At 70.5% G+C, this 24,496-nt stretch carries 26 protein-coding genes; 12 read left to right on the top strand and 14 right to left on the bottom strand.

Annotated elements, in window-relative coordinates; translation table 11 throughout:
* Window positions 1-80 precede the first annotated feature (80 nt).
* Window positions 81-1,142, top strand: coding sequence for a hypothetical protein (locus tag AB0M30_RS06945; RefSeq protein WP_364580898.1), 1,062 nt, complete (start codon window positions 81-83; stop codon window positions 1,140-1,142).
* A gap of 7 nt (window positions 1,143-1,149) precedes the next feature.
* On the opposite strand, the gene AB0M30_RS06950 is transcribed toward AB0M30_RS06945, so the two are convergent.
* The 4 genes from AB0M30_RS06950 to AB0M30_RS06965 are packed head-to-tail and all read right to left on the bottom strand — an operon-like array spanning window position 1,150 to window position 4,998.
* Entirely contained in the window at window positions 1,150-2,295 is a 1,146-nt protein-coding gene (locus tag AB0M30_RS06950) for an Mrp/NBP35 family ATP-binding protein (RefSeq protein ID WP_364580900.1), read from the bottom strand.
* A 10-nt stretch (window positions 2,296-2,305) separates the two neighbouring features.
* Window positions 2,306-2,806 carry a DUF1003 domain-containing protein gene (locus AB0M30_RS06955; RefSeq protein ID WP_360173076.1) on the bottom strand — a complete coding sequence of 167 codons (501 nt, stop codon included), beginning with the start codon at window positions 2,804-2,806 and terminating at the stop codon, window positions 2,306-2,308.
* Window positions 2,799-4,076, bottom strand: coding sequence for a CBS domain-containing protein (locus AB0M30_RS06960; RefSeq protein WP_364580903.1), 1,278 nt, complete (start codon window positions 4,074-4,076; stop codon window positions 2,799-2,801). Before AB0M30_RS06960 ends, AB0M30_RS06955 begins: the two co-directional genes overlap by 8 nt.
* Window positions 4,077-4,086: 10 nt before the next feature.
* Complete coding sequence (locus AB0M30_RS06965) at window positions 4,087-4,998, bottom strand: aminoglycoside phosphotransferase family protein (RefSeq protein ID WP_364580905.1); 912 nt, start codon at window positions 4,996-4,998, stop codon at window positions 4,087-4,089.
* Window positions 4,999-5,091: 93 nt separating this feature from the next.
* Here AB0M30_RS06965 and AB0M30_RS06970 point away from each other — a divergent pair, with 93 nt between their 5' ends.
* Window positions 5,092-5,970: an SPFH domain-containing protein gene (locus AB0M30_RS06970; RefSeq protein WP_364580908.1), complete on the top strand. Its 879-nt coding sequence runs from the start codon at window positions 5,092-5,094 to the stop codon at window positions 5,968-5,970.
* On the opposite strand, the gene AB0M30_RS06975 is transcribed toward AB0M30_RS06970, so the two are convergent.
* Both AB0M30_RS06975 and AB0M30_RS06980 read right to left on the bottom strand, forming a co-directional pair.
* On the bottom strand, window positions 5,967-6,686 hold the full coding sequence (locus AB0M30_RS06975; RefSeq protein WP_364580911.1) for a DUF4190 domain-containing protein: 720 nt from the start codon (window positions 6,684-6,686) through the stop codon (window positions 5,967-5,969). The genes AB0M30_RS06970 and AB0M30_RS06975 overlap by 4 nt on opposite strands.
* 40 nt (window positions 6,687-6,726) lie before the next feature.
* On the bottom strand, window positions 6,727-7,143 hold the full coding sequence (locus AB0M30_RS06980; protein WP_364580913.1) for a DUF4190 domain-containing protein: 417 nt from the start codon (window positions 7,141-7,143) through the stop codon (window positions 6,727-6,729).
* Between the two features lie 141 nt (window positions 7,144-7,284).
* On the opposite strand from AB0M30_RS06980, the gene AB0M30_RS06985 reads away from it, so the two are divergent.
* The 6 genes from AB0M30_RS06985 (at window position 7,285) to ugpC (ending at window position 13,679) form a co-directional block, all read left to right on the top strand.
* Window positions 7,285-8,481: an acyl-CoA dehydrogenase family protein gene (locus AB0M30_RS06985; RefSeq protein WP_364580916.1), complete on the top strand. Its 1,197-nt coding sequence runs from the start codon at window positions 7,285-7,287 to the stop codon at window positions 8,479-8,481.
* A 113-nt stretch (window positions 8,482-8,594) separates the two neighbouring features.
* A complete protein-coding gene (locus AB0M30_RS06990; protein WP_167455155.1) occupies window positions 8,595-9,119 on the top strand; it encodes a general stress protein in 525 nt (174 codons plus the stop codon).
* Between the two features lie 244 nt (window positions 9,120-9,363).
* Window positions 9,364-10,686, top strand: a complete 1,323-nt coding sequence (locus AB0M30_RS06995) for an ABC transporter substrate-binding protein (RefSeq protein WP_364580917.1) — start codon at window positions 9,364-9,366, stop codon at window positions 10,684-10,686.
* Entirely contained in the window at window positions 10,683-11,654 is a 972-nt protein-coding gene (locus AB0M30_RS07000; protein WP_364580919.1) for a sugar ABC transporter permease, read from the top strand. The genes AB0M30_RS06995 and AB0M30_RS07000 overlap by 4 nt, the downstream gene beginning before the upstream one ends.
* A complete protein-coding gene (locus AB0M30_RS07005; RefSeq protein WP_364580921.1) occupies window positions 11,654-12,493 on the top strand; it encodes a carbohydrate ABC transporter permease in 840 nt (279 codons plus the stop codon). Before AB0M30_RS07000 ends, AB0M30_RS07005 begins: the two co-directional genes overlap by 1 nt.
* A gap of 4 nt (window positions 12,494-12,497) precedes the next feature.
* Window positions 12,498-13,679: a sn-glycerol-3-phosphate ABC transporter ATP-binding protein UgpC gene (ugpC, locus tag AB0M30_RS07010; RefSeq protein WP_364580923.1), complete on the top strand. Its 1,182-nt coding sequence runs from the start codon at window positions 12,498-12,500 to the stop codon at window positions 13,677-13,679.
* A gap of 62 nt (window positions 13,680-13,741) precedes the next feature.
* Here ugpC and AB0M30_RS07015 read toward each other — a convergent pair whose 3' ends face one another.
* On the bottom strand, window positions 13,742-14,605 hold the full coding sequence (locus tag AB0M30_RS07015) for a hypothetical protein (RefSeq protein ID WP_364581249.1): 864 nt from the start codon (window positions 14,603-14,605) through the stop codon (window positions 13,742-13,744).
* 286 nt (window positions 14,606-14,891) lie between these two features.
* Here AB0M30_RS07015 and AB0M30_RS07020 point away from each other — a divergent pair, with 286 nt between their 5' ends.
* Window positions 14,892-15,086: a PspC domain-containing protein gene (locus AB0M30_RS07020; RefSeq protein ID WP_093948666.1), complete on the top strand. Its 195-nt coding sequence runs from the start codon at window positions 14,892-14,894 to the stop codon at window positions 15,084-15,086.
* A 54-nt stretch (window positions 15,087-15,140) separates the two neighbouring features.
* Here AB0M30_RS07020 and AB0M30_RS07025 read toward each other — a convergent pair whose 3' ends face one another.
* On the bottom strand, window positions 15,141-15,806 hold the full coding sequence (locus tag AB0M30_RS07025) for a TetR/AcrR family transcriptional regulator (protein ID WP_364580926.1): 666 nt from the start codon (window positions 15,804-15,806) through the stop codon (window positions 15,141-15,143).
* Between the two features lie 118 nt (window positions 15,807-15,924).
* Here AB0M30_RS07025 and AB0M30_RS07030 point away from each other — a divergent pair, with 118 nt between their 5' ends.
* A complete protein-coding gene (locus tag AB0M30_RS07030) occupies window positions 15,925-17,424 on the top strand; it encodes an MFS transporter (RefSeq protein ID WP_364580928.1) in 1,500 nt (499 codons plus the stop codon).
* Between the two features lie 39 nt (window positions 17,425-17,463).
* Here AB0M30_RS07030 and AB0M30_RS07035 read toward each other — a convergent pair whose 3' ends face one another.
* From AB0M30_RS07035 to AB0M30_RS07045, 3 genes are read right to left on the bottom strand one after another with little or no spacing between them, the layout of a single operon-like run.
* A complete protein-coding gene (locus tag AB0M30_RS07035) occupies window positions 17,464-18,123 on the bottom strand; it encodes a response regulator transcription factor (protein ID WP_360173119.1) in 660 nt (219 codons plus the stop codon).
* Window positions 18,120-19,256, bottom strand: a complete 1,137-nt coding sequence (locus AB0M30_RS07040) for a histidine kinase (protein WP_364580931.1) — start codon at window positions 19,254-19,256, stop codon at window positions 18,120-18,122. The genes AB0M30_RS07035 and AB0M30_RS07040 overlap by 4 nt, the downstream gene beginning before the upstream one ends.
* Window positions 19,253-20,086 (bottom strand): type II CAAX endopeptidase family protein, encoded by an 834-nt coding sequence (locus tag AB0M30_RS07045; protein WP_364580934.1) that lies wholly within the window; start codon window positions 20,084-20,086, stop codon window positions 19,253-19,255. Before AB0M30_RS07045 ends, AB0M30_RS07040 begins: the two co-directional genes overlap by 4 nt.
* 174 nt (window positions 20,087-20,260) lie before the next feature.
* Between AB0M30_RS07045 and AB0M30_RS07050 the strand changes: the two genes are divergently transcribed.
* Window positions 20,261-20,749, top strand: a complete 489-nt coding sequence (locus AB0M30_RS07050; protein ID WP_364580937.1) for a SigE family RNA polymerase sigma factor — start codon at window positions 20,261-20,263, stop codon at window positions 20,747-20,749.
* Window positions 20,749-21,492: a hypothetical protein gene (locus AB0M30_RS07055; RefSeq protein WP_364580940.1), complete on the top strand. Its 744-nt coding sequence runs from the start codon at window positions 20,749-20,751 to the stop codon at window positions 21,490-21,492. Before AB0M30_RS07050 ends, AB0M30_RS07055 begins: the two co-directional genes overlap by 1 nt.
* A 127-nt stretch (window positions 21,493-21,619) precedes the next feature.
* On the opposite strand, the gene AB0M30_RS07060 is transcribed toward AB0M30_RS07055, so the two are convergent.
* The 3 genes from AB0M30_RS07060 to corA form a co-directional block, all read right to left on the bottom strand.
* Window positions 21,620-22,459, bottom strand: coding sequence for a chromosome partitioning protein ParB (locus AB0M30_RS07060; protein ID WP_364580943.1), 840 nt, complete (start codon window positions 22,457-22,459; stop codon window positions 21,620-21,622).
* Entirely contained in the window at window positions 22,456-23,106 is a 651-nt protein-coding gene (locus tag AB0M30_RS07065; RefSeq protein WP_364580945.1) for a metallophosphoesterase, read from the bottom strand. Before AB0M30_RS07065 ends, AB0M30_RS07060 begins: the two co-directional genes overlap by 4 nt.
* 180 nt (window positions 23,107-23,286) lie before the next feature.
* A complete protein-coding gene (corA, locus tag AB0M30_RS07070; RefSeq protein WP_103336635.1) occupies window positions 23,287-24,369 on the bottom strand; it encodes a magnesium/cobalt transporter CorA in 1,083 nt (360 codons plus the stop codon).
* Window positions 24,370-24,496 lie beyond the last annotated feature (127 nt).

Raw genomic sequence — 24,496 nt, forward strand, 5'->3', positions numbered from 1 at the left:
GAACCCCGCCCGGCTGAGCGCTTTCTCCCTACGGTCGGGCGGGGGCGGCCGTCCGCCGTCCGCCGGCGAAGGGGAGAACCATGAAACGCGGATCGCTGGGCTGCGCCCTGCTCGCACTGGGCTTGCTGGGAGCAAGCCAAGTCGCCGGAGCCGCCACGAAAACCGCCGCCTGCACCTGGTCCGCCACCGCTCTCGGTGCCGGTACCGCCGTCAGCGCCGGGGTGACCGCCACCGATGGCCGGGGCAGCTTCGCCGGCTGGGCCCTGCCGACCGGCCAGTCCGGCGACACCGCCCGGGCCGCGGCCTGGACGAACGGGACCTACACCGACCTCGGGACAGCCGGGACCAACGGGGCCGCTGTCACCGCGGAGAACCGTTCGGGCGCCGTCGCCGGGACCGCACTCCGCACGATCTTCGGGACCGGGATCGTCATCGAAAAGGCCTTCAAGAGCTCCGGCGGGACACTGGTGCCGCTGCCCTTCCCGACGTCGAGCCAGCTGCCCGCCGGCTACACGCGCTCCGCCGCCGTCGGCATCACCGACGCCGGTGACGTCATCGGCGTCGTGCGCAAGCAGGACGGGTCCGGCCTGACCGCCGTCCGCTGGCCCGCCGACCGGCCGGCCACCGTGACCCTGCTGGCCGGCGCCCCCTCGTCCGGCATCGGCCCGGTCGCCGTCGACACCGACGGCTCGATCCTGCTGGACAGCTCCGAAATCTGGCGCGACGGCACGCTGACCCGGCTCGGCACCCTGCCCGGCCTCGAGTACGCCTGGCCCGACGCCATCAGGAACGGCCACGTCGCCGGCTACGGCGTCTACAACGGCAAGAACGTCGGCGTCTACTGGGACCAGCAGCACGCGGCCCACATCCTGCCGAAGTCCAGCTACAACCTGTCCAACACCCATCCGGGGTTCTCGGTCAGCGCCGGCGGCCTGATCACCGGCCGGCTCGACGAGGCGAACGGCGGCAACGACCTGGCGGGCACCGGCTACGGCCTCTGGGACCGGGGCACCTTCGTCGCGAAGTTCGGCGACCTCAAGGCCGACCTGCCGGTCGTCGCCGGCGACAACGGCACCGTGGGCGGCTACCGCTACGACGCCGCCACGCGGCACTCGACCGCCTACGTCTGGCGCTGCTCCTAGGAACGCTCTAGCGGCCGGCCGGGGTCACGTTCAGCATCATCCCGGCCAGCCCGCGCGCCCGGACCGACAGCTTCTTCGCCACGTCGCTCAGCACCACCGAGGCCGGTGCCTCCGGCTCGGACAGCACGATCGGCGTGCCCGCGTCGCCCTGGGTGACCACCCGGGGGTCCATCGGGACCTGGCCCAGCAGCGGCACCTCCGACCCGATCGACTTCGACAGCGACTCGGCCACCGTCTTGCCGCCGCCGGACCCGAAGAGCTCCATGCGTTCGCCCGACGGCGTCTCCAGCCACGACATGTTCTCGATGACGCCCGCCACGCGCTGGCGCGTCTGCAGCGCGATCGCGCCCGCTCGCTCGGCCACCTCGGCCGCCGCCTGCTGGGGGGTGGTCACCACCAGGATCTCCGCGTTCGGGATCAGCTGGGCCACCGAAATCGCGATGTCGCCCGTGCCCGGGGGGAGGTCCAGCAGCAGGATGTCCAGGTCGCCCCAGAACACGTCCGCCAGGAACTGCTGCAGCGCCCGGTGCAGCATCGGGCCGCGCCAGATCACCGGGGTGTTGCCCGGGGTGAACATGCCGATCGAGATCACCTTCACGCCGTGGGACTGCGGCGGCATGATCATCGTGTCGACCTTCGTCGGCTTCTCGCGCGCGCCCAGCATGCGGGGGATCGAGTGGCCGTAGATGTCCGCGTCCACGACACCCACCGACAGCCCGCGCGCGGCCATCGCCGCCGCCAGGTTCACCGTCACCGACGACTTGCCCACGCCGCCCTTGCCCGACGCCACGCAGTACACCCGGGTCATCGAGCCCGGCTGGGCGAACGGGATCACCGGCTCCGCCGCGTCGCCGCGCAGGGACTTGCGCAGCTCCGTGCGCTGCTCGTCGCTCATCACGTCCAGCTCGACGCGGACGTCGGACACGCCCGGGAGCTTGGAGACGGCCGCTTTCGTGTCGTTCGTCAGCGTCGCCTTCAGCGGACAGCCCGCCACCGTCAGGTAGATCCCGACGGTGACGACGCCGTCGTCACCGACGGCCACGTCCTTGACCATCCCCAGGTCCGTGATGGGTTTCCGGATCTCGGGGTCTTGCACGCTCTTCAGCGCGCTGCGGACGTCGTCGACGCTGGGGAGCTGCTGGGTGCTGGTCACCCCGTCCATGTTACGAGCCAGTAGAGCTGCGGGACTTCCTGGGCTGGATGGACAGGTCCTCGCGGAGCCGGTCGAGCTCGCTGCGCAGGTAGTCCCGCGTCGCCACCTCGCCGATCGCCAGCCGCAGTGCCGCCAGCTCCCTGGCCAGGTACTCCGTGTCGGCCTTCGTCTGCAGAGCCCGGTTCCGGTCCTCCTCCAGAGAGACGCGGTCGCGGTCGTCCTGCCGGTTCTGCGCCAGCAGGATCAGCGGCGCCGCGTACGCCGCCTGCGTCGAAAAGGCCAGGTTGAGCAGGATGAACGGGTACGGGTCCCACTGCAGCGACACCGCCGTGATGTTCAGCACGACCCAGACGACGACGAGCAGCGTCTGCCAGAACAGGTACTTCCCGGTCCCGAGGAACCGCGCCAGCCGTTCGGACAGCCGGCCGAAGGTGTCCGGGTCGATGTTCAGCCTGAACCGGTTCTGGCCGCGGGGCTGGTCGAGCCGCCGTCCCGAAGTCAGCTCAGGCACGGTCGTCCTCCAAGGTGTCGTGCAGTCCGGTCTCGCGCCAGTCTTCGGGCAGCAGGTGGTCGAGGATGTCGTCGACGGTCACCGCGCCGATCAGGTGGTCCTCGGCGTCGATGACCGGCCCGCAGGTCAGGTTGTAGGCCGCGAAGTACCGGGTGACCGCGGCCAGCGACGCGCCCGGTTCCAGCGGTGGCAGCCCGGTGTCCACGGCGCTGGCGACCAGCTCCGCCGGCGGCTCCCGCAGCAGCCGCTGGAAGTGGACGACGCCGACGTATCGCCCGGTCGGCGTCGCGGTGGGCGGGCGGCAGACGAACACCATGCTGGCCAGCGCCGGCGGCAGCTCGGCGTTGCGGATGTGCGCGAGGGCCTCGGCGATCGTCGTGTCCGGGGTCAGCACCACCGGCTCCGGGGTCATCAGGCCGCCCGCGGTGTCCGACGAGTACTCCAGCAGCCGCCGGACCGGCGCGGACTCCTCCGGCTCCATCAGCTCCAGCAGCCGGCTCTGGTCGGCCGGCGCGAGCTCGGCCAGCAGGTCGGCCGCGTCGTCGGGGTTCATCGCCTCCAGGACGTCGGCCGCGCGCTCCTCGGCGAGGTAGGCCAGCAGTTCCTTCTGGTCGTCGTCCGGCAGTTCCTCGATGACGTCGGCGAGGCGCTCGTCGTCCATCGCGTCGGCGACCTCGTGCCGCCGCTTGAGCGGCAGGTCGCGCACGGTCGCGGCGATGTCGGCCGGCCGCATCGTGTCGAAGAGCATGAGCAGCTGGCCGGCGCCCTGGGGCTGGACGGCGAGGTCGCTCAGGCCGAGCCCGGCCACCTCCGACCACGGCAGCACCTGCATCGCCGCCCGGCGGCGGCCCAGCCCGACCCGCCGCTCGCGGATGGCGACCTTGGCCAGCACCCAGTCGCGGGTGCGGGTCGGTTCCATCCCGGCGTCGACGACGGTGATCCGGGTGTCCGACCCGGCCAGCGTGGCGTGTGCGTCGAGGAGCTGGCCGAGCACCAGGACCTCGTTGGGCCGCTGGTTGAACTGGCGCATGTTGACCGAGCCGGTCGCCAGCGTGACGGCGGACGGCTCGATGGAGGTGACGCGCAGCATCGGGACGAAGACCCGCCGCCGGGTGGTCAGCTCGACGACCAGGCCGAGGATCCGCGGCGGCTGCGCGTCGAGGCGCAGCCCGGCGACCAGGTCGCGGACGCGGCCGATCGACTCGCCGTCCGGGCCGAATACCGGCAACCCGGACAGCTGAGCTGCGAAAACCCTGTTGACCCCGGCCATGCCGGTGACACTATCGGCTGGCTGCCCAGGTAGCGATTTCCGGCACTGTGATGAACGCCGGGTCGTCGCTGTCTTCGCCGGTCTCCTGGTACTCCTCGAGCATCCAGATCCAGTTCTGCACGGCCCGCACGAGTGTCCAGGCCCGGGCCTTCGCGGCGTCCAGCTCGTGCGAAGCGACGATCAGCGCGAACCGATCGTCCAGTGTGGACTCCGCGAAGCGGTTCCAGAACAGCGGGATGACGCCCCACTCGAGATCTCCGGCCAGTGGCTTCGGGTCGATCACCAGCCACGGCTCCCGCGTACCGGCCAGGACGTTCTGGAAGTGCAGGTCCTCGTTCACCAGCAGTTCACCGGCCGGCGGCCCGAGCTCGCGGCAGATCGCGACGGCGTCGGTGACCAGCCGCTTGTCGAACGGTTCGCCGAGTCCGGCCCAGCGGCGGGGGAGTTCTTCGGTCAACCGCGCCGCCTCGGCACGCAGCCGCCGCCTCATCGACGCCGGGGCGGGGACGGCCAAGCGCTGCGCCAGGCCGCCGATGAGCGGGATCGCCGTACGCAGCGGGAGGTCGTCGAGGGTGCGCCCGGCGTCGAGCCGTTCGAGCAGCAGGACGCCGTCGTCCGGCGCGGAATCCAGCAGCAGCACCGCACCTCGACCGGCCCATGTGGACAGTGCGAGCGGCTCGTCGGCGGATTCGGCGTCCCGCCAGCCCAGTTTCAGCACCACCGGCGTGCCGTCGGGCCGCCGCGCGGGCTGCACCACGCCGACGTAGCCGTGCATCGCCTCGCCCTCGAACGTCAAGCCCCACTTCCGGGCGTACTCCGCGGCGAGCGACGGCAGGGCGGCCAGCCACGGGACGGCCTCGTCGCCGAGCACCCGGGGCGCGCGGGCGGCGAACAGCGGCGGGATGCGGAGCTCGATCACCACCCCAGTCTGGCCGCCGCGTCCAGTGCGTTTCGTCGGCTCGCCGGCGGGCGTACGCTGGGCTTTCAAGGGGAAACGCAAACCCCGGGAGCAGCCATGGTGGTGGAGATTCTCAGCGCCGTCGTCATCGCGGGCGGGGCCTGGCTCGCGTCGAGCGTGCGCGTCGTGAAGCAGTACGAACGCGGTCTGGTCTACCGGTTCGGCCGGGTGCGGTCGCGGGTCGCGGAACCCGGCCTCAAGGTGCTGGTGCCCTTCGCGGACCGGCTCCAGAAGGTCAACATGCAGATCGTGACCATGCCGATCCCCGCCCAGGACGGCATCACGCGCGACAACGTCACGGTCCGCGTCGACGCCGTCGTCTACTTCAAGGTCATCGACCCGGTCGTCGCGGCGGTCAACGTGCAGGACTACCGGTCAGCGGTGGGCCAGGTCGCGCAGACGTCGCTGCGCTCGATCATCGGCAAGAGCGAGCTCGACGACCTGCTGTCCAACCGCGAGCGCCTCAACGAAGGCCTGGAGCTGATGATCGACAGCCCGGCGCTGGACTGGGGCATCCACATCGACCGCGTCGAGATCAAGGACGTCGCGCTGCCGGAGGCGATGAAGCGGTCGATGTCGCGGCAGGCCGAGGCGGAGCGGGAACGGCGCGCGCGCGTCATCTCCGCCGACGGTGAGCTGCAGGCGTCGTACAAGCTCTCGCAGGCGGCCGCGCAGATGGCCGACACGCCGGCGGCGCTGCAGCTGCGGCTGCTCGAGACGGTGGTTCAGGTGTCTTCGGAGAAGAACTCGACGCTGGTGCTGCCGTTCCCGGTGGAGCTGCTGCGGTTCCTCGACGCGCAGACGCCGAAGCCGGCTGCCCCGGCTCCGAAACCCGCGGCCGAGCCGGAAGCGGCCGAGGCGAAGCCGGAGGTGAACGGCCACGCGACGCCGTCGCCGCGCAGCCCCGGCGACGCGGTGCTGCCGTCGGCGGACTAGCTCAGGTCGCCGTTCGCGCCGAGGATGATCAGGGTGGTGAAGAAGCCGACCCAGAGCGCGATCACGACGTAGCCGACGATCACGGCGGCCGTGGCCAGCCCGCGGCCGCCCGCTTCGCCGCGGTTGGTCTTGCTCAGCGCGATGTGGCCCATGACGAGCCCGGCGAGCGCGGTGATGCCGGAGCAGAAGCCGAGGATCGAGCACACGAGTGCGCCGATCGCGAGCGCGTTGTCCTGCGCGTGCGGCTGCCCCGGGTACGGCTGCCCGAACGGCGCGGGCGGGGCGTACGGACGCCCGTAGCCCGGCGGGTAGGGCTGCTGGTAGGGCTGCTGCTGGAACGCGGGCTGGTACACCGGCTGCGGCTCGCCCGGTGCGGCGAACGGCGTGCCGGGGATGTAAGCGGCCGGGGTTTCGTACGCGCCGGGCGGCAGCTGACCGGGTTGCTCGGCGGCGACGGTCGCGTCCGCGGCGGCGGGGGTTTCATGCGTTCCGGGCGGCTGTTGCTCGGAAGCGACGGTCGCGCCCGGGGCTTCGGTGGTGGAAGTCCCGGCGGCCGTCGTGTCCGCGGTGTCCGGTGCCGCCGCGGCGATGGTGGCGTCCGACGAAGGCGGGTCGTAGCTCTCCGGCTCGTACGGCGCCGGATCCGCCGCCGGCGGGTCGTACGCCACGGTCGGGTCGGCGGCCGGGCGGTCCTTGTCCCCGGACGGGTCGGTCATGACGGGTCCCCTCGGTGCGGGCCGGGCACCGGCTCGGCGCTCAGTGGAAGGCGCCGTTGGCGGCGGCGATCGAGATGAACAGGATGGTGAGGCCGATGCCGAGGGCGATCCCGACGTACCCGACGACGATCGCCGCCATCGCGACGCCCTGCCCCTCGGCCTCGCCGCGTTTGGCCTTGCCGTAGGCGATGTGCCCCATGATGATGCCCGCGATGGTCACGAGCACGCACAGGAAGATGCCGAGGATCGAGCAGACCAGCGCGCCGACCGCGAGGCCCGAGCCTTCCCGCGGCGGGCCCTGCATCCCGGCGTAACCGGGGTAGCCCGGGTACTGCGGGTAGCCGCCGCCCGGGTACTGCTCGCCCGGGTACTGCTGGCCGTAAGCGGGCTGCTGGTAGCCGCCCGAAGGCGGCGGCTGCCGGCCATACGGGTTGTTCGGGTCCTGCGGGTAACTCATGATCTCTCCCCTCCCCGCCGCACTTTACGGGGCCGGACCCGCTGAGCGTGAGCGCCCTCATAGCAGGGTGACGGCTTTCGGGTCATACTCACCGGTAACCCAGCGCCGGGAGCGGCGTCCTACTCCGGAAAGGGAGCCGTGATGGCCCGTCTCGCCCAGACCGCCGGCCTGACCGACGTGCAGTCGGAGATCCTCGCGACCGTCCGCCAGTTCGTGGACAAGGAGGTCATCCCGCACGCGCAGGAGCTCGAGCACGCCGACACCTACCCCGCCGACATCGTCGCGGGCATGAAGGAGATGGGCCTGTTCGGGATCACCATCCCGGAGGAGTACGGCGGGCTCGGCGAGTCGCTGCTGACCTACGCGCTGGTCGTCGAGGAGATCGCGCGGGGCTGGATGAGCGTGTCCGGCGTGATCAACACCCACTTCATCGTGGCGCACATGATCTCCCGCCACGGCACCGAGGCGCAGAAGCAGCACTTCCTGCCGCGGATGGCCATCGGCGAGGTCCGCGGCTCGTTCTCGATGTCGGAGCCCGACCTCGGCTCGGACGTCGCCGCGATCAAGACCAAGGCCAAGAAGACCGATGACGGCTACGTCATCGACGGCTCGAAGATGTGGCTGACCAACGGCGGCTCGTCCAACCTGATCGCGCTGCTGGTCAAGACCGACGAGGGCGCGGAGAAGCCCCACCAGAACCTGACGACGTTCCTGGTCGAGAAGCCGGAGGGCTTCGGCGAGGTGGCGCCCGGGCTCACCATCCCCGGCAAGATCGACAAGATGGGCTACAAGGGCGTCGACACGACCGAAGCGGTCTTCGACGGCTACAAGATCGGCGCGGACATGGTGCTCGGCGAGGCGCCGGGCAAGGGCTTCGCGTACATGATGGACGGTGTCGAGGTCGGCCGCGTCAACGTCGCGGCGCGCGCCTGCGGCATCGCGATCCGGGCGTTCGAGCTCGCGGTGGAGTACGCCCAGCAGCGCAAGACGTTCGGCAAGGCGATCGCCGAGCACCAGGCCGTCGCGTTCAAGCTGGCCGAAATGGCGACCAAGGTCGAGGCGGCGCACCTGATGATGGTGAACGCGGCCCGGCTCAAGGACTCCGGCGCGCGCAACGACGTCGAGGCCGGGATGGCGAAGCTGATCGCGTCGGAGTACTGCGCGGAGGTCACGCAGGACTCGTTCCGCATCCACGGCGGTTACGGGTACTCGAAGGAGTACGAGATCGAGCGGCTGATGCGCGAGGCGCCGTTCCTGCTGATCGGCGAAGGCACCAGCGAGATCCAGAAGACCATCATCAGCCGGGGGCTGCTGCGGGAGTACAAATCGCGGTCTTGAGCGACGTTTGTCGCTCTGTCGACAAACGACCGCCCGGCCTTTCGGGGTAAGCGGCTCGCACGGTCCGGGTGTTCTTGACAAGATGGACGCCCGGACCCACGAGTGCGCAGGTGATGATGGTGAGTAGTCCCTTTGGCGGGGGGCGGGCGCCCGGTGGCCTCCCGCGGCTGCCAACCCCGCCGACAGGCTGGCCGATCGGGTCGTACGCGACCTACGGCGAGGCGCAGAAGGCGGTCGATTTCCTCGCGGACAGCGAGTTCGCCGTCGGCGACGTCACGATCGTCGGGGTCGACCTGATGCTCGTCGAGCGCGTGATCGGCAAGCTCAGCTGGGGCCGCGTGCTCGGCACCGGCGCGGTGTCCGGGGCCTGGTTCGGCCTGTTCGCGGGGCTGCTGCTCGGGTTGTTCGTCAACCAGGGGTTCGCGCTGCAGGTGCTCACCGGGCTGGTGCTCGGCGTGCTGTCCGGGCTGATGTTCGCCGCGATCGGGTACAGCATGTCGCGGGGCCGCCGGGACTTCTCCTCGGCGAGCCAGCTCGTCGCCGGCCGCTACGACGTCCTGTGCCAGCCGCGCTCGGCCGAACAGGGCCGGGAACTGCTGGCCAAGCTGGCGCTGAAGCCGCCGTCGGCGAACCCTTGAAAAACCCCACCTCTACCAGGGAAAAATCACGATTCGACGCGCGGTGGGCTGAATCGTTACCGATACTGCTTGCGGGGTGTGATCGCCCGGCATAAGTTGGCCGACACCAGTCGGGCGGCCTCGCCCCACCAGCGCGGCGGCCCGAGCACTAGCACGTCGGGGTGCTGGCGCGGTTTCGCCTCATCGCGTCGCGGTGCCCACCGGGTGCCGCGGTAACCGGCGTGCACGCGGGTGAGGAGGCCTTATGGGGAAGAGGATCGGCGCGGGCAAACGAGGACGTTCGCCCGGCCGCACCGCCGTCCTGCTGGGGGCAGGGGCATTGGTGACCGGCATGCTGGCCGGGTGCGGGACGAGTTCCGGGCTGAAGATCAACATCTACATGTCGCCCGAGGACAACTTCCAGAAAGTCGTCGACGCCTGCAACGTGAAGGCGGCCGGCAAGTACGAAATCATCTACAACAAGCTGCAGCGCGGGTCGGACGACCAGCGGCTGCAGATGGCGCGCCGGCTGGCCGCGGGCGACACCGCCATGGACATCCTGGGGCTCGACGTCACGTGGGTCTCGGAGTTCGCCGAAGCCGGCTGGGCCGAGGAATGGACCGGCGCGAACAAGGCGGAGGCGTCCCAAGGCGTGCTGCCCGGGCCGCTCGACACCGCGACCCACAACGGGAAGCTGTACGCGGCCACGAAGAACACCAACGTGCAGCTGCTCTGGTACGACGACCGGGTGACGCCGAAACCGCCGGCGACCTGGGACGAAATGATGCGGGAGTCCCAGGAGCTCAAGGGACAGGGCAAGCCCTACGAAATCGTGTTCACCGGCGCGCAGTACGAAGGCCTGGTCGTCTTCTACAACACGCTAGTCGCGTCGATGGGCGGGCACATCCTGTCCGACGACGGCAAGTCCGTGGTGATGGACGAAGGTGCCGTGAAGGCGCTGGAACTGCTCAAGAAGGTCTCGACCTCGGGGCTCACCGACCCGTCGCTGAGCAACATGAAGGAAGACGACATCCGGCAGGCGTTCCAGCGCGGCCAGGCCGCGTTCCAGCTCAACTGGCCGTACGTCTACGCCGCCTACGCCAAGGACAAGAAGGCGGACCTCCCGCACTTCAAGTGGGCGGTCTACCCGGCGGCCGCGCCCGGCATGCCCGCCCGGACCACGATCGGCGGGTTCGACCTGGCGGTGAGCACCTATTCGCAGCACAAGCCGGAGGCGTTCGAGGCGGCTCTGTGCCTGCGCAGCCCGGAAAGCCAGAAGATCTCCGCGATCAACGACGGTGTGCCGCCGAGCATCGAATCGGTGTACCACAACGACGTTCCGCTCGATCCGGGGAAGCCGGCGTCGGCCGACAACCCGAACATGGCGAGCCAGTACCCGATGCGCGAAGCGATCCTCGCCGCGCTCAAGACCGCCGCGGTGCGGCCACTGACCCCGGCGTACCAGAACATGTCGACGGTGATGTCGAAGGTTCTGTCGCCGCCGTCCGAAATCGATCCGAAGGCCACCGCGGACAGGCTGCGCGAGGAGCTCGGTGACGCGCTCCAGTCGAAGGGAGTGATCCCGTGACCGTCCAGGACTCGACCCCGGCCGGCACCGCCGGAGCCACGGTCGCCGGGGAGGCGACCACCGGCAAGAAGGGCAAACCCGCCCTCTCCGAAGGGAAGAAGGCCGAGCGGCGGCTCGGGCTGTGGCTGTGCGCGCCCGCGTTCTTCGTGATGATCGCGGTCACCGGCTACCCGATCCTCTACTCGATCTGGCTGTCGCTGCAGCGGTACGACCTGCGGTTCCCGGCGCAGCAGCAGTTCATCGGCTTCGACAACTACGCCGCCGTGCTGTCCAGTTCGTACTGGTGGACGGCGTTCGGCACCACGATGTTCCTCACCGTGGTGTCGGTGGCGATCGAGTTCGTGCTCGGCATGGCGCTGGCGCTGATCATGCACCGGACGCTCGTCGGCCGCGGCCTGGTCCGCACCGTCGCGCTGATCCCGTACGGCATCGTCACGGTCGTCGCGGCGTTCTCGTGGTACTACGCGTGGACGCCCAAGACCGGGTACCTGGCGAACATGCTGGCGTCCGACGCGGCGCCGCTGACCGACCAGTGGCCGTCGCTGTTCATCATCATCGGCGCCGAGGTGTGGAAGACCACGCCGTTCATGGCGCTGCTGCTGATGGCCGGCTTGGCGCTGGTGCCGGACGACCTGCTCAAGGCGGCGGCGATGGACGGCGCGAGCGCGTGGCAGCGGTTCACGAAGGTGATGCTGCCGGTGATGAAGCCGGCCATCCTGGTGGCGCTGCTGTTCCGCACGCTCGACGCGTTCCGCATCTTCGACAACATCTACGTGCTCACCAACGGCGCGCAGGACACCGGATCGGTGTCCATGCAGACCTACGACAATCTGGTGAAGGGGCTCAACCTCGGCATCGGGTCGACGATGGCGGTGCTGATCTTCATCACGGTGGCGATCATCGCCTTCCTCTTCATCAAGGTGTTCGGCACGGCCGCACCGGGTTCGGACAGTGGGGGTAAGCGCTGATGGCGATGGGAACCGTCACGACGGGCCGCAAAGTTCGCTGGGGCCTCGTCGACATCCTCGTGCTGGTGTTCGCGCTGGTGCCGGTGCTCTGGGTGGTTTCGCTGTCGTTCAAGACCAAGGACACGCTGACCGACGGGTCGTTCATCCCGCAGGCGTGGACCTGGCAGAACTACGCGGACATCTTCCAGACGTCGGAATTCCTGCTGGCGCTGGTCAACTCGATCGGCATCGCGATCATCTCGACGGTGATCGCGGTGGTGCTGGGCACGATGGCCGCGTACGCGGTCGCCCGGCTGGACTTCCCCGGCAAGCAGCTGCTCGTCGGGCTGTCGCTGCTGATCGCGATGTTCCCGCAGGTGTCGCTGGTGACGCCGTTGTTCAACATCGAGCGGAACATCGGGCTGTTCGACACGTGGCCGGGGCTGATCCTGCCCTACATCACGTTCGCGCTGCCGCTGTCGATCTACACGCTGTCGGCGTTCTTCCGGGAGATCCCGTGGGAGCTGGAAAAGGCGGCGAAGATGGACGGCGCGACGCCGGCACAGGCGTTCCGCCGGGTGATCGCGCCGCTGGCCGCGCCGGGCGTGTTCACCACGGCGATCCTGGTGTTCATCTTCTGCTGGAACGACTTCCTGTTCGCCATCTCGCTGACGTCGACCACGGCGTCGCGCACGGTGCCGGCGGCGCTGTCGTTCTTCACCGGGGCCTCGCAGTTCGAGGACCCGACCGGGCAGGTGAGCGCGGCCGCGGTCGTCATCACCGTCCCGATCATTGTGTTCGTGTTGTTCTTCCAGCGTCGCATCGTGGCGGGGCTGACCTCCGGTGCGGTGAAGGGGTAGCGCTATGGCAGAGATCGTGCTCGACAAGGTGTCGAAGAAGTACCCCGACGGTGCCCTCGCCGTGTCCGAAGTGGACATCACCATCGCCGACGGCGAGTTCATCATCCTGGTCGGCCCGTCCGGCTGCGGGAAGTCGACGACGCTGAACATGGTGGCCGGCCTGGAGGACATCTCCTCCGGCGAGCTGCGGATCGACGGGCAGCGCGTCAACGAGAAGGCGCCGAAGGACCGGGACATCGCGATGGTGTTCCAGTCCTACGCGCTCTACCCGCACATGAGCGTCCGGGAGAACATGGCCTTCCCGCTGCGGCTGGCCAAGGTCGACGACAAGACCGTGCGGGCGAAGGTGGAGGAAGCGGCGACGATCCTCGACCTGACCCCGCACCTGGACCGCAAGCCGGCCAACCTCTCCGGTGGCCAGCGCCAGCGCGTCGCGATGGGCCGGGCGATCGTCCGCAACCCCAAGGCGTTCCTGATGGACGAGCCGCTGTCCAACCTGGACGCCAAGCTCCGCGGCCAGATGCGCACGTCGGTGTCGAAGATCCAGAAGCAGCTCGGCACGACGACGCTGTACGTGACGCACGACCAGACCGAGGCCATGACCCTGGGCGACCGGGTCGTGGTGCTGCGGGGCGGGTACGTGCAGCAGATCGGCTCGCCGCAGTTCCTCTACGACAACCCGGCGAACCTGTTCGTGGCCGGGTTCATCGGCTCGCCGTCGATGAACTTCGTCCCGGCGACGATGGAGAACAACGAGCTGCGCAGCGCACTGGGCGCCACGCCGCTGACCGACCGCGTCCGGCGGCTGGTGGAGCGGGCGAACGCGCCCCGCGACGTCATCGTCGGCATCCGGCCGGAGCACTTCGAGGACGCGACGTTGGTCGAGGCCGGGCAGAAGACGGGCGGTGGCACGTTCACCGCGCACATCGACGTGCTCGAGTCGATGGGCTCGGAGAAGTTCGCCCACTTCACGCTGGAAGGCGAAGCCGCCACCGCGGCGGAGCTGGCCGAACTGGCCGCGGACAGCGGGTCCGCGGACGTGCCGGGCGCGGAGTCCCAGGTCGTGGCCCGCCTTTCGGCGGAGTCGTCGGCGGCGGAGAACGCCGACCTCGAGATCTGGTACGACGCGGACAAGATCAAGCTGTTCGACCCGTCGAACGGCAAGAACCTCACCTACGAGGACTAGGTCTGCCGCAGCGGTCGTGAGTGGTAAGGCGGGTTCTAACCCGCCTTACCACTCACGACCCGTCAGGGCGTGGGGAGGCGTGGGAGGATCGACGCCGCCGCGGTGCGGGCCGCCGCGCACGTGCCGTCGCCCGCCATACCGGCTGTCTCGACGACGCTGATCTCGGCCAGTTCACGGCGCCCCGGCAGGCCCGGGGCCGGCTGGGTGGTGTCGACCACGCAGAACGCTTCGGCCAGCCGGACGCGGGCTTCGCGGCCGCCGAGCTGCTCGGCCGGACCGTCCGGGGGCGTCGTCTCCACCGTCAGCTTCAGGCTCACCTTGCCGCGGATGCAGCTGTGCCCGGACAGCCCGGTCGCCGGCTGGCTGCCCGGACCGGCGGCCGCGTCGAGGTCGTGGTCGTCGAGCAGGGCGCAGGGCGCCACCCGGCCCCACGAGCGGTCCGGGAACGTCAGCCGGCCGACCCGGTGCGCGGTGATCGCGGCCAGCGCCGAACCGACGGCGGCGTCCGCCACCTCGCAGCGGGCGGCCTGGTCGCCGGCGTCGTCGGCGACCGAGAGGTCGAGCCGGTTGCCGTCGGCGAAGGTGATCGCGCGGGTGCAGGCGCTGCGGTCGTTGAACATCGACTGCTGGACCGCGACGCCGTCGGGCACCGGCCCGGCGTAGTCGTAGGGCTGGATGTTCGGGTCGGAGTCGAAGGCCAGCGGCCCGACGAGGATCGTGCGCGGGCCGGCGGTGGCGTGGCAGCTCTCGAACGTCGGGACGGCGACCGCGCCGGGCGCCACCTTGGGCACGTCCAGCAGGCTGCAGTAGTCGACGTCGCCGAAGTCCCCGAGCGCGCCGGCGGCGGTCAGCGGCGTGGGCCCGGAATCCCGCTCGGGCGCGGCCTGGGTGGTGGCGCACCCAGCGGCGAGGAGGGCGCAGAGCATCGCGACGGCCAAGCTTTTCGGACGCGGGTACACGGGGTGCAAGTATCACCACATCGCGCGGAAAAACCAGCCCTGACGGGGACATCTTTCAATATTCTCCGGATCGCTCCGGCCGAACCCGCAGTTCAGGCGGATTCCGGAGCGGGCGAGCGGGTTTCGCCGCCGTCCTGAATCATTTTCGGCTTTGCCGTCCCCTAAGGGAGCGATCCATCCCGCGAGCGATGCGGAAGCGGGTACTCGAGTGGTGAAGTGGAGCTATCGAACTTCGAGGGAAAAGGAAACGACGATGAGCGCACCGGTCACCCGACGACTGTCCCGTCCCCGCCACGGTCGCATGATCGGCGGCGTCTGCGCGGGTCTGGCCCAGCGGTACGGCATGAAGACCGGCACCGTGCGGCTGCTGGCCGTGCTGTCGTGCCTGCTGCCCGGGCCGCAGTTCGTGGCCTACCTGATCATGTGGGCGGTCATCCCGTCCGAGTGATGCCGCATCGTCCGGGGCGCCGGTGATCCGAGGGGGTCGCCGGCGCTTCGTGCGTCAGGGGCGCCAGCAGGACATCGCCTCGTCGACCTCGTCCACGCCGAGCGGTGGTCTCGGCAGCTTCGACGGCTTGCCGGGCTGGGCGCGCAGGCCGTCGAGCAGCATCGCGAGGCAGCGGCGCCACAGGTCCGGCTCGACCGCGGACGTGAACTCGATCACCGAGCCGATCATCATGTGCAGCAGCGGGGTGTCCGTCGGGGAGAAGTCGGCGCGCAGGCCGCCCGCCTCCTGGGCCCGCTCGACGAGCCGTGTGATCAACGGCACCAAGCGCGCTTTTTCCTCGGCCACGTGCTCGTGGCCGAACTTGTTCGACAGCATGATCTCGCGCAGGCCGCGGTCGCCCGAGTGGAGTTCGATCGACTTCCAGGTGAAGTCGACGAACGCCTGCCAGGGGTCTTCGGCCTTCAGCGCTTTCTCCGCCAGCGTGCCGATTTCTTCCATCCGCTCGGCGAACATCGCTTCGACCAGGTGTTCCTTGCTGGGGAAGCGGCGGTAGACCGTGCCGACGCCGAGGCCGGCGTGGTGCGCGATGTCGTCCAGCGTGGCCTCGAGCCCGCGCCGGCCGAACACCTCGCGGGCCGACGCCAGGATGCGACGGCGGTTGAGTTCAGCGTCACGCCGCAGCGGCCGCGCCGGTGCGGCGGGACCAGCGTCCCGTGCCATGCCCCCAGTCTAGCTCCTGAAGTAGAGGCGTCCTCTCCGGTTCTTGTGTACCTTGGGTCGAGTAAGGGGAGATATCTACTCCACATAGTCTTTTGATCACTTTCCGTGAGGACACTCCATGCCCGAGTCCACACTTGCCGTCGCGCCGTCGGGGGACACGCGCGCCGGCGAAAACCCGCACCACGCCAGACGCTGGCTGATCCTGGTGATGATCGGCGTCGCGCAGCTGATGGTCGTGCTGGACGCGACCGTCGTGAACATCGCGCTGCCCTCGGCCCAGGTCGACCTGGGCTTCTCCAACGACGCCCGGCAGTGGGTCGTCACGGCCTACGCGCTCGCGTTCGGCAGCCTGCTGCTGCTCGGCGGCCGGCTCGCCGACCTCTTCGGCCGCAAGAACACCCTCCTCGTCGGCCTGGCCGGCTTCGCCGCGGTGTCCGCGCTCGGCGGCTTCGCGACCAACATCGAGATGCTGCTGGTCGCCCGCGCAGCACAGGGCGTGTTCGGCGCGCTGCTCGCGCCCGCCACGCTTTCGCTGCTGACCACGACGTTCACCGACCCGAAGGAGCGCGGCCGCGCGTTCGGCGTGTTCGGCGCCATCGGCGGTGGCGGCGCGGCGGTCGGGCTGCTGCTCGGCGGCGTGCTCACCGAGTACCTCGACTGGCGCTGGTGCATGTTCGTCAACATCATCTTCGCCGTCATCGCGTTCGCCGGCAGCTCGGCGCTGCTGCGCAACCAGCGGGACGCGGGCCCGCGGCCGAAGCTCGACCTGCCGGGCACGGTGACGGCGTCGGCCGGCCTGTTCGCCCTGGTCTACGGCTTCGCCAACGCCGAGTCGGACTCGTGGTCGGCGGTGTCGGTCTGGGGCTTCCTGGTCGCGGGGGTGGCGCTGCTGGGCGTGTTCGTCTGGCTGCAGCAGCGCGTCGCGCACCCGCTGCTGCCGCTGCGCGTGCTGCTCGACCGGGACCGCGGCGGCTCCTACCTGGCGATGTTCCTGCTCGCCATCGGGATGTTCGCGATCTTCCTGTTCCTGACGTTCTACGTGCAGCAGAACCTGCAGTTCACGCCGATCCAGAGCGGCCTCGGGTTCCTGCCGATGGTGGCGACGCTGATGCTGGCCGCCACCTCGGCGACGGCCGTGCTGCTGCCGCGGTTCGGCCCCCGGCCGCTGGTGCCGACCGGCATGGCGATCGCCGCCGGCGGTCTCTTCTGGCTGAGCGGGATCGGCCTGGACAGCACGTACGCGTCCGGTGTCCTGGGCCCGCTGCTGGTGATGGGCTTGGGCATCGGGCTGGCGATGGCGCCGGCGATGAGCGTCGCGACGTTCGGCGTCGAGGCCCACGACGCGGGCGTCGCGTCGGCCGCGGTGAACACGATGCAGCAGGTCGGCGGTTCGATCGGCACGGCGCTGCTGAGCACGCTGGCCGGCAACGCGGCCGCGGCCTACATCGAGGGCAAGACCCCGACGCCGCAGCTGGCGGCCGAGGCGTCGATCGAGAGCTACACGACGGCGTTCACCTGGGCCGCGGTGATCTACGTGGCGGGTGCGGTGCTCAGCGGCCTGCTGCTGCGCCCGGGCGTCCCGAAGGGCGAAGCGGCGCCGGGCGCCGTGCACATGTAGTTCCTCGCGTCGAACGGGCCTCCCTCCGGGGAGGCCCGTTCACGTCGCCAAGCCGTGGCGGTAGGCGTAGACGACGGCCTGGACGCGGTCGCGCAGGTCCAGCTTGGTGAGGATGCGCGACACGAACGTCTTGACGGTTTCCTGGCTGATCACCAGCCGCACGGCGATTTCGCTGTTGGAGAGGCCCTCGGCGAGCAGGCGCAGGACCTCCAGCTCGCGCGGTGTCAGCGGGACCTCCGGTGCGGCACCCGGTGCCGGCCGGATCCGGGCGGCGTGCCGGCCCACGAGCCGGCGCGTCACCTCCGGGTCCAGCAGCGCCGCGCCCGTGGCCACGGTCCGGATCCCGTGCAGCAGCCGGTCCGGCGGCGCGTCCTTGAGCAGGAACCCGCTGGCGCCCGCGCGCAGTGCTTCGTAGACGTACTCGTCTAGGTTGAACGTCGTCAGCACGAGCACCTTGACCGGGTGCGGCACGCCGGCCCCGGCCAGCAGGCGGGTGGCTTCGATGCCGTCGAGCACCGGCATCCGCACGTCCATCACGACGACGTCCGGGTGCAGCCGGCCGGCGAGGTCGACCGCGGCCCGGCCGTCGCCGCACTCGCCGACCACCTCGAAGCCGGGCTGGGCGCCGATGATCGTCACCAGCCCGGTGCGGATCAGCATCTGGTCGTCGCAGACGAGGACCCGCAGCGGCGCGCTCACGCCGGGTTCCCGGTGGGGATCCGGGCGCACACGGTGAAACCGGCGCCGTCGCGGCCCGCGCTGAAGTCGCCGCCCAGGACGCCGACCCGTTCCCGGAGCCCGGCGAGACCGCGGCCACTCCCGCCCGGTGACGTGCTCCCGGAACCGGCCGTGCTGACCGCCACGGCGATTTCGCGTTCGCCGTGGTGCACCTCGACCGAGGTGCGGCTGCCGCGGGCGTGCTTGAGGGCGTTCGTCAGGGATTCCTGCACGACCCGGTAGGCCACCAGGTCGGCGCTGCCGGCGGACTCCGCGGGCGTGCCCTCCTCGGTGAACTCCACCGGCTGCCCGGCCTGGCGGGCCTGCTCGACGAGGGCGAGCAGGCCGCCTTCGGCCGGCGCCTTGGCCTCGTGGTCGGGGTTGAGCAGGTCGAGCAGGTGCCGCAGGTCGGTGATGGCCCGCCGGCCGGTGTCGGTGATCGCCGTCAGGGTCCGGTCGAGCCGGTCCGGTGCGGCGGTCAGGTACCGGGCCGCCTCGGCCTGCACGACCATCGCCGTCACGTGGTGGGTGACGACGTCGTGGAGCTCACGGGCGATGCGGGTGCGTTCCGCGGCGAGCGTGTCCTCGGCGACGCGGCGGCGGCGGTCCGCTTCCGCCGCCCGGGTGGAGCGCAGCCACGCGCCGATGCCCCACCCGAACGCCAGCAGGAGGTAGAACGTGCCGAACTCCACCAGCGGCTCGGAACCGAACCGGAGGAGAACGACCGCGAGCAGCGCGTACGCCGCGGAAAACAGCAGTGCGGTGGTGCGCCGGCGCCGGTTGACGTAGGCGCCCGCGCTCACCAGGGCGACGGCGAGCGCGGTGCCCGCGACCGAGTGGTAGCCGCGGAGCTGGTCGAGGGCGAAGCCGAGGGAGACCAGGGCGAGGCACAGCACCGGCCACCGCCGGCGCACGGCGAGCGGGAGGGTTTCGAGGAGGAGCACCCCGATGGCCGGCGCGTCGAAGGACCGGGCCGGCAGGCCGCCGAGTTCCGTCCCGTGGTTGCGCAGCGCGGGCACGAACGCCGACGCCAGGAACAGCAGGCCGAGCGGCAGATCGCGGAGCACGGGGTCCAGCCGGCGCCAGCGTGCCAGGAGCCGCCGGTGATCGATCACGGGGCGAGTGTAGTGACGGCGTCGACCCGCTCGGCGCGCTTGCGGCGGGGGACCAGGAGGCCGCGCCGGCGGGCGAGCCACAGGAACGCGCACGTCGCCAGGGCGCAGACCAGCACCGAGTACAGGCTTCCTTCCGGACCGAAGTCGCCGCCGGTGACGATCGGCGACCCGGACGTCACGGCGTCCAGGAGTCCTTGCGGGGTGCCGTTGCCCGAGACCTCCGTGCCGAAGAGCCCGGCCGCGGCGAAGTTCCAGCCGAAGTGCACGCCGATCGGCACCCACAGGCGGCGCGTCGCCACGTACGCGGCGGTCAGCAGGCCGCCGGCTTCGATCCCGATGGCGATCGCGCCCCAGAGGCTGGCGTGCGGGTTGAACAGGTGCGAAAGCCCGAACAGCACGCCGGTCAGCACCAGCGCGATCCCGGTGCCGGTGCGCTCCTCGACGATCCGGAACAGGACGCCGCGGAACAGCAGCTCCTCCGTCACCGCGGCGGCGGCCATGAAGCCGAGCAGGCCCACCGCGCCCGGAACGGAGCCCCAGCCGCGGACCTGGTAGTCGCCGAGGAGGGCGATGTTCGCGATGACCGCGCCGAAGAGCGCGAGCCCGATCAGCACCCCGCGCCCGGTCGCGAGCCCGGCGCCCGGCCGAGCGAGCTCGGTGACCGGCCGGTGTTCGGTCCGCCGCACCACCCACCGGTAGACGACCACCGCCAGCACGGCGGTCAGGCCACCCAAGACCAGCGTGAACCACGGGTTGTCCACCGCGGCAATGCCTTGACTGCCCACGAACGCGACCGCCGCCACGGCCAGCAGCTGCCAAACGACCCTCATGAAAACCCCTTCGTCCCACCCGCGGCGTCCGTCCCGCGGCCTGTGCCCGAACGCTAGGGCCGCGGCGTGCGGGAATCGTCCCCATCGGGTGGGCACCTGCGCGTAGCTCGCACGGGGGACGCTTGAACCTTTCCGGCCCTTCGCGCACTAGTAAGGGGGGAGAAGGAGGGTGGGGTGCCGAGAGACCTCGATTTCAGCGAGTACTTCGCCGCGCGGGTCCAGCGGTTCCGTCGCGTGGCGTTCGCGCTCTGCGGGGACTGGCACGCGGCCGAAGACCTGGTCCAGGCGATGTTCGTCCAGCTGTACCGGCGTTGGCGCCGGATCCGGCCGGGCACGGTCGACGCCTACGCGCGCCGCGTCCTGCTGAACCTGTTCCTGGCCGGGCGGCGGGATTCCGGGCGCGAGTACGTGACCTCGTCGGTGCCGGAGCGGGAGTCGCCGTCGGGCCGGGACACGTCGTTGCGTCTCGACGTGGAGCGGGCGCTGGCCGGGCTGACGCCCCGGCAGCGGGCGATGGTGGTGTTGCGGTTCCTCGAAGACCTTCCGGTGAGCGAGGTCGCGACGCTGCTGGGGATCGCGGACGGAACGGTCAAGTCCCAGACGGCCCGCGGGGTCGAAGCCTTGCGCGCGGTCCTGCCGTCGCAGACCGGAGAGGAGTGGTGATGGAAGAGGTCCGGTCGTTGCTGACGGCGTACGTCACCGAGGACGAGCCCCCGATCGGCCTGTCCGGGGCGGCGGTGCTCGCCGCGGCCCGCCGGTCCCGCCGCCGGCACCTGCTCACGGCGGCGGTGGCCGTGGCCGTCATCGTGCTGGCACTGGGGCTGGCGGTGGTGGTGCTGCCGCACCGGGGCGACGTCGCGAACACGCCCTGCCCGACGGCCTCGGACACGCGCGCGGCCCTGGTCGACCGGCTGAGCTGCGCGGTGGGGCGCGCGGTGCGCTCGCTGCTGCCGCCGGACGCGCAGATCACCCGGCTGACGCTCCCGGGGGAGACCCCGCCGGCGGACCCGTTCCGCCTGATCGCCGACCCGGCCGGGGACGCGCCCCGGGACGCGTTGTTCCACATGGGGGTCCGGGTGACCGACGCACGCGGTTCCGGATCGGTGTACCTCTTGATCGTGCCCAGCCCCAACTCGGGCGGCCCGCCGTGCGAAGAACCGGACGAGATCCTCTGCCGCACGGAACCGACCCCGCAGGGCTTGCTGTGGATGTCGACGCTCAGTTCCGCCGACATCCTGACCCACCGCGTGGCACTGGCCACGCCGGAGGCGGTCGTGCAGTTCTGGTCTAACAACAGCGGAGTCCTGGACCGCGCCGGCGTCCGCTTGCCGAAGCAGCGCCCGGAGCCGACGCTGACCCTCGCGCAAGTGCGGCGCTTGGCGTTGACGCCGGGGTTGGGTTTCTGACGTGCTGAGGCGGTATCCGGCGCCGGTTCGGTCGTTCGGTTCGCCCAGGTCAAGATCTTGAGCACCATCAACCTTCTCGTCGGTCTTCCGGCTGCGGCGGTAGTTTCCGGCGGTCCGACCGACGGTTCTAGTGCTCCCGCGACCGCAGCTTCTCGATCACGTCGTCGTCCCAGCGGTGGGTCCGGATCAGCCGGTACCGCTCCGCCGCCACCCACATGTACGCCTCGGCGTCCGTCCGGTCGCCGATCAGGCCCGCCTGGCGCAGCATGCCCACCACCGGGACGAACTCCTCCTCGAACCAGCGCTGCGCCACGCTCGGCCGGTCGCTGAACTTGCCCTCGTCCTGCATCAGCCGGAAGCCCCAGGCTTCCACGTGCTCGCCCAGCTTCGCGTAGTCCCACGGGTCCGACACGATCACCGACGCGCGCGCGTGGCCGGTCAGGGGGACGCGCTCCAGGAACAGCCGCCGGTAGTCCTTGACGATCAGGTCGCCGCGGTGGCGGATGCCGCTCGGGTCCAGTTTGGTGCGGACCACCGTCACGAATGCCTCTATTGTGGACAGTCCCTGCGCGAGCGCGACCGACACGCGGTGGTGGCCGTCGATGATGAAGTGCAGTTCGCCGACGCGGTAGACCTCGATCGGCGGGATCTCCTCGCCGCGGCGGGCGGCCAGGGCCAGGCGTTCCCAGCGCTCGCGGACGCGGGCCGACGTCGGGCGGAAGCGGCGGTCGAAGTCGCGGCTGCGGTCGACCGTGCCGACGATCGACTCCAGCTTGATGACCCGCAGCCCGATCCGGTGCTCGCCGAGGTAGCCGAGCGCCTCCACCACCTCGTGGAACGGCAGCATGATGTTGACGTCGTCGGGCTCGCGGCGCAGCCACGTCGAAAGCCGCGAGAGCACCTGGCCCCGGCGCGCGCGGAGGAAGTCGTTTTCCGCGTCGGCGCGGGGGAATCCCGTCTCTTTCATGAGAACTCCATGATCCGGTGGCCCACCACGTTGCGGATCCGGGTCGTGCCGACGACCCGGTCCGGCACCGGCTCGCCGTGGGGGTGGATGTGCCCGTGCAGCAGCCACTTCGGGCGCAGCGCCGCGATCGTGGGGTGCAGGCACTTGAACCCGCGGTGCGGCGGGTCCGGGCGGTCGCCCAGGTCCAGCGGCGGCGAGTGGGTCAGCAGGACGTCGACGTCCCGCCCGTCGCGCCACCGCCGCAGCCGGGCGCGCCGGACCAGGCCGCGGGCCCGCCGCGCCTGCTGGCGCTGCGTCCACTGGTTCGGCCCGTCGTTGTAGCGGATCGAGCCGCCGAGCCCGGCGAACCGCAGCCCGGCGACGTCGACGAGCCGGCCGTCGGCGTTGATGCCGCCCGCCGGGCCGGGCCACACCGTGGGGAAACCGTCCTTCATGGACAGCCCGCCGTAGCGGGTGTAGCCGCTCAGGTCCGGGTCGTGGTTGCCGGGCACGAACACGCACGGCACGTCGAGCGCGCTCGCCAGGAACGCCAGGTAGTCGTAGGGCAGGTCGCCGGCGGCGATGACGAGGTCGACGGAGACGGTGCGGACCGCGTCGGTCCACAACCGCTCGTCGACCTCGTCGGAGACGACCAGCGCTTTCGGCATGGACCCAGGGTACGACCCCGGGCCGTCACTTCATGCCGTGCGCGAACCCCGGGTCGGCGACGATGACGAAAGTGATGACGAAGATCCAGACGAGGCTGAGCGCGAGCGCCCAGAACTTCAAGTTGGACAGCATGCGAGGCATCACGAATTCTCCGAATCCGGTGGGAAAGAAAGGGGGACCTAGAGCCAGCCGTTCTTCCGGAATATTCGGTACAGCAACAGGCAGATCGCCAGGATCACGGTGATGACCAGCGGGTACCCGAACTTCCAGTGCAGCTCGGGCAGGTAGTCGAAGTTCATCCCGTAGATGCCCGCGATCATCGTCGGCACGGTGATGATCGCCGCCCACGACGTGATTTTGCGCATATCGGTGTTCTGCTGCAGCGAAATCTTCGCGACGGTCGCGTCGACCAGGGTGGACAGCAGTTCGTCGAACGCCGCGACCCGCTCGGACACCGTCGTGAGGTGGTCGGCGACGTCGCGGAAGTACGAGCGGACGTCGTCCGGCACCAGCCGCGTGTAGCCCTCGGCCAGGCGCTGGATCGGCGTGGCCAGCGGCATCACCGCCCGGCGCAGCTCGAGGACCTCCCGCTTCATCAGGTAGATCTGCTCGGCGCTGACCTGCGAGCGGGGCGCGAAGACCTGCGCCTCCATGACGTCGATGTCGTTTTCGATCCGGCCCGTGACGTCGAGGTAGTGGTCGACGACGTGGTCGGTGATCGCGTGCACGACCGCGGACGGGCCCAGCTGCAGCCGCTCCGGGTCCTCGTCCAGCTCGCGGCGCAGCCGCGCCAGCCCCGAGTGGTTCCCGTGCCGCACGGTGATCACGAAGTCGCGGCCGAGGAACACCATCAGCTCGCCGGTCTCGACGATCTCGTTCGCCGTCGTCGGCGACTCGTGCTCGACGTACCGCACGGTCTTGACCACCAGGAACAGCGTGTCGTCGTAGCGCTCCAGCTTCGGCCGCTGGTGCGCTTCGAGGGCGTCCTCGACCGCCAGCTCGTGCAGGCCGAACGTGTCCGCGACGCCCTGGATCTGCTGGGCGTCCGGCTCGTGCAGGCCGATCCAGACGAATCCTTCGTGCCGCTTCCGGACCTCCTTGATCGCCTCGGAGTGGGTCCAGCGGCCGGGCAGGCGCTCACCGCCGACGTACACCGCGCAATCGACGACGTACGCGGACAGCGGTACCGGAATCGGGCGGACCGGGCCGGCGCTCTTGTTGCCGCGGCCGCGAAGGCCGCCGAGCGAGGGAATGGCAGGCATGGGATCTCCTGGTGTCGTGCGTGGTCGTGCGAGACGACGGACCAGGGGCGGGAAACGCGTCCGCCCGGCGACACACCAGCGTTCCCGGAGGAGAAGGCCTACCGAGAGATGAGCCGGCCGGCCGGTG

This window comes from Amycolatopsis sp. NPDC051716 (genome assembly GCF_040681595.1).
In the GTDB taxonomy this organism is placed as follows: domain Bacteria; phylum Actinomycetota; class Actinomycetes; order Mycobacteriales; family Pseudonocardiaceae; genus Amycolatopsis.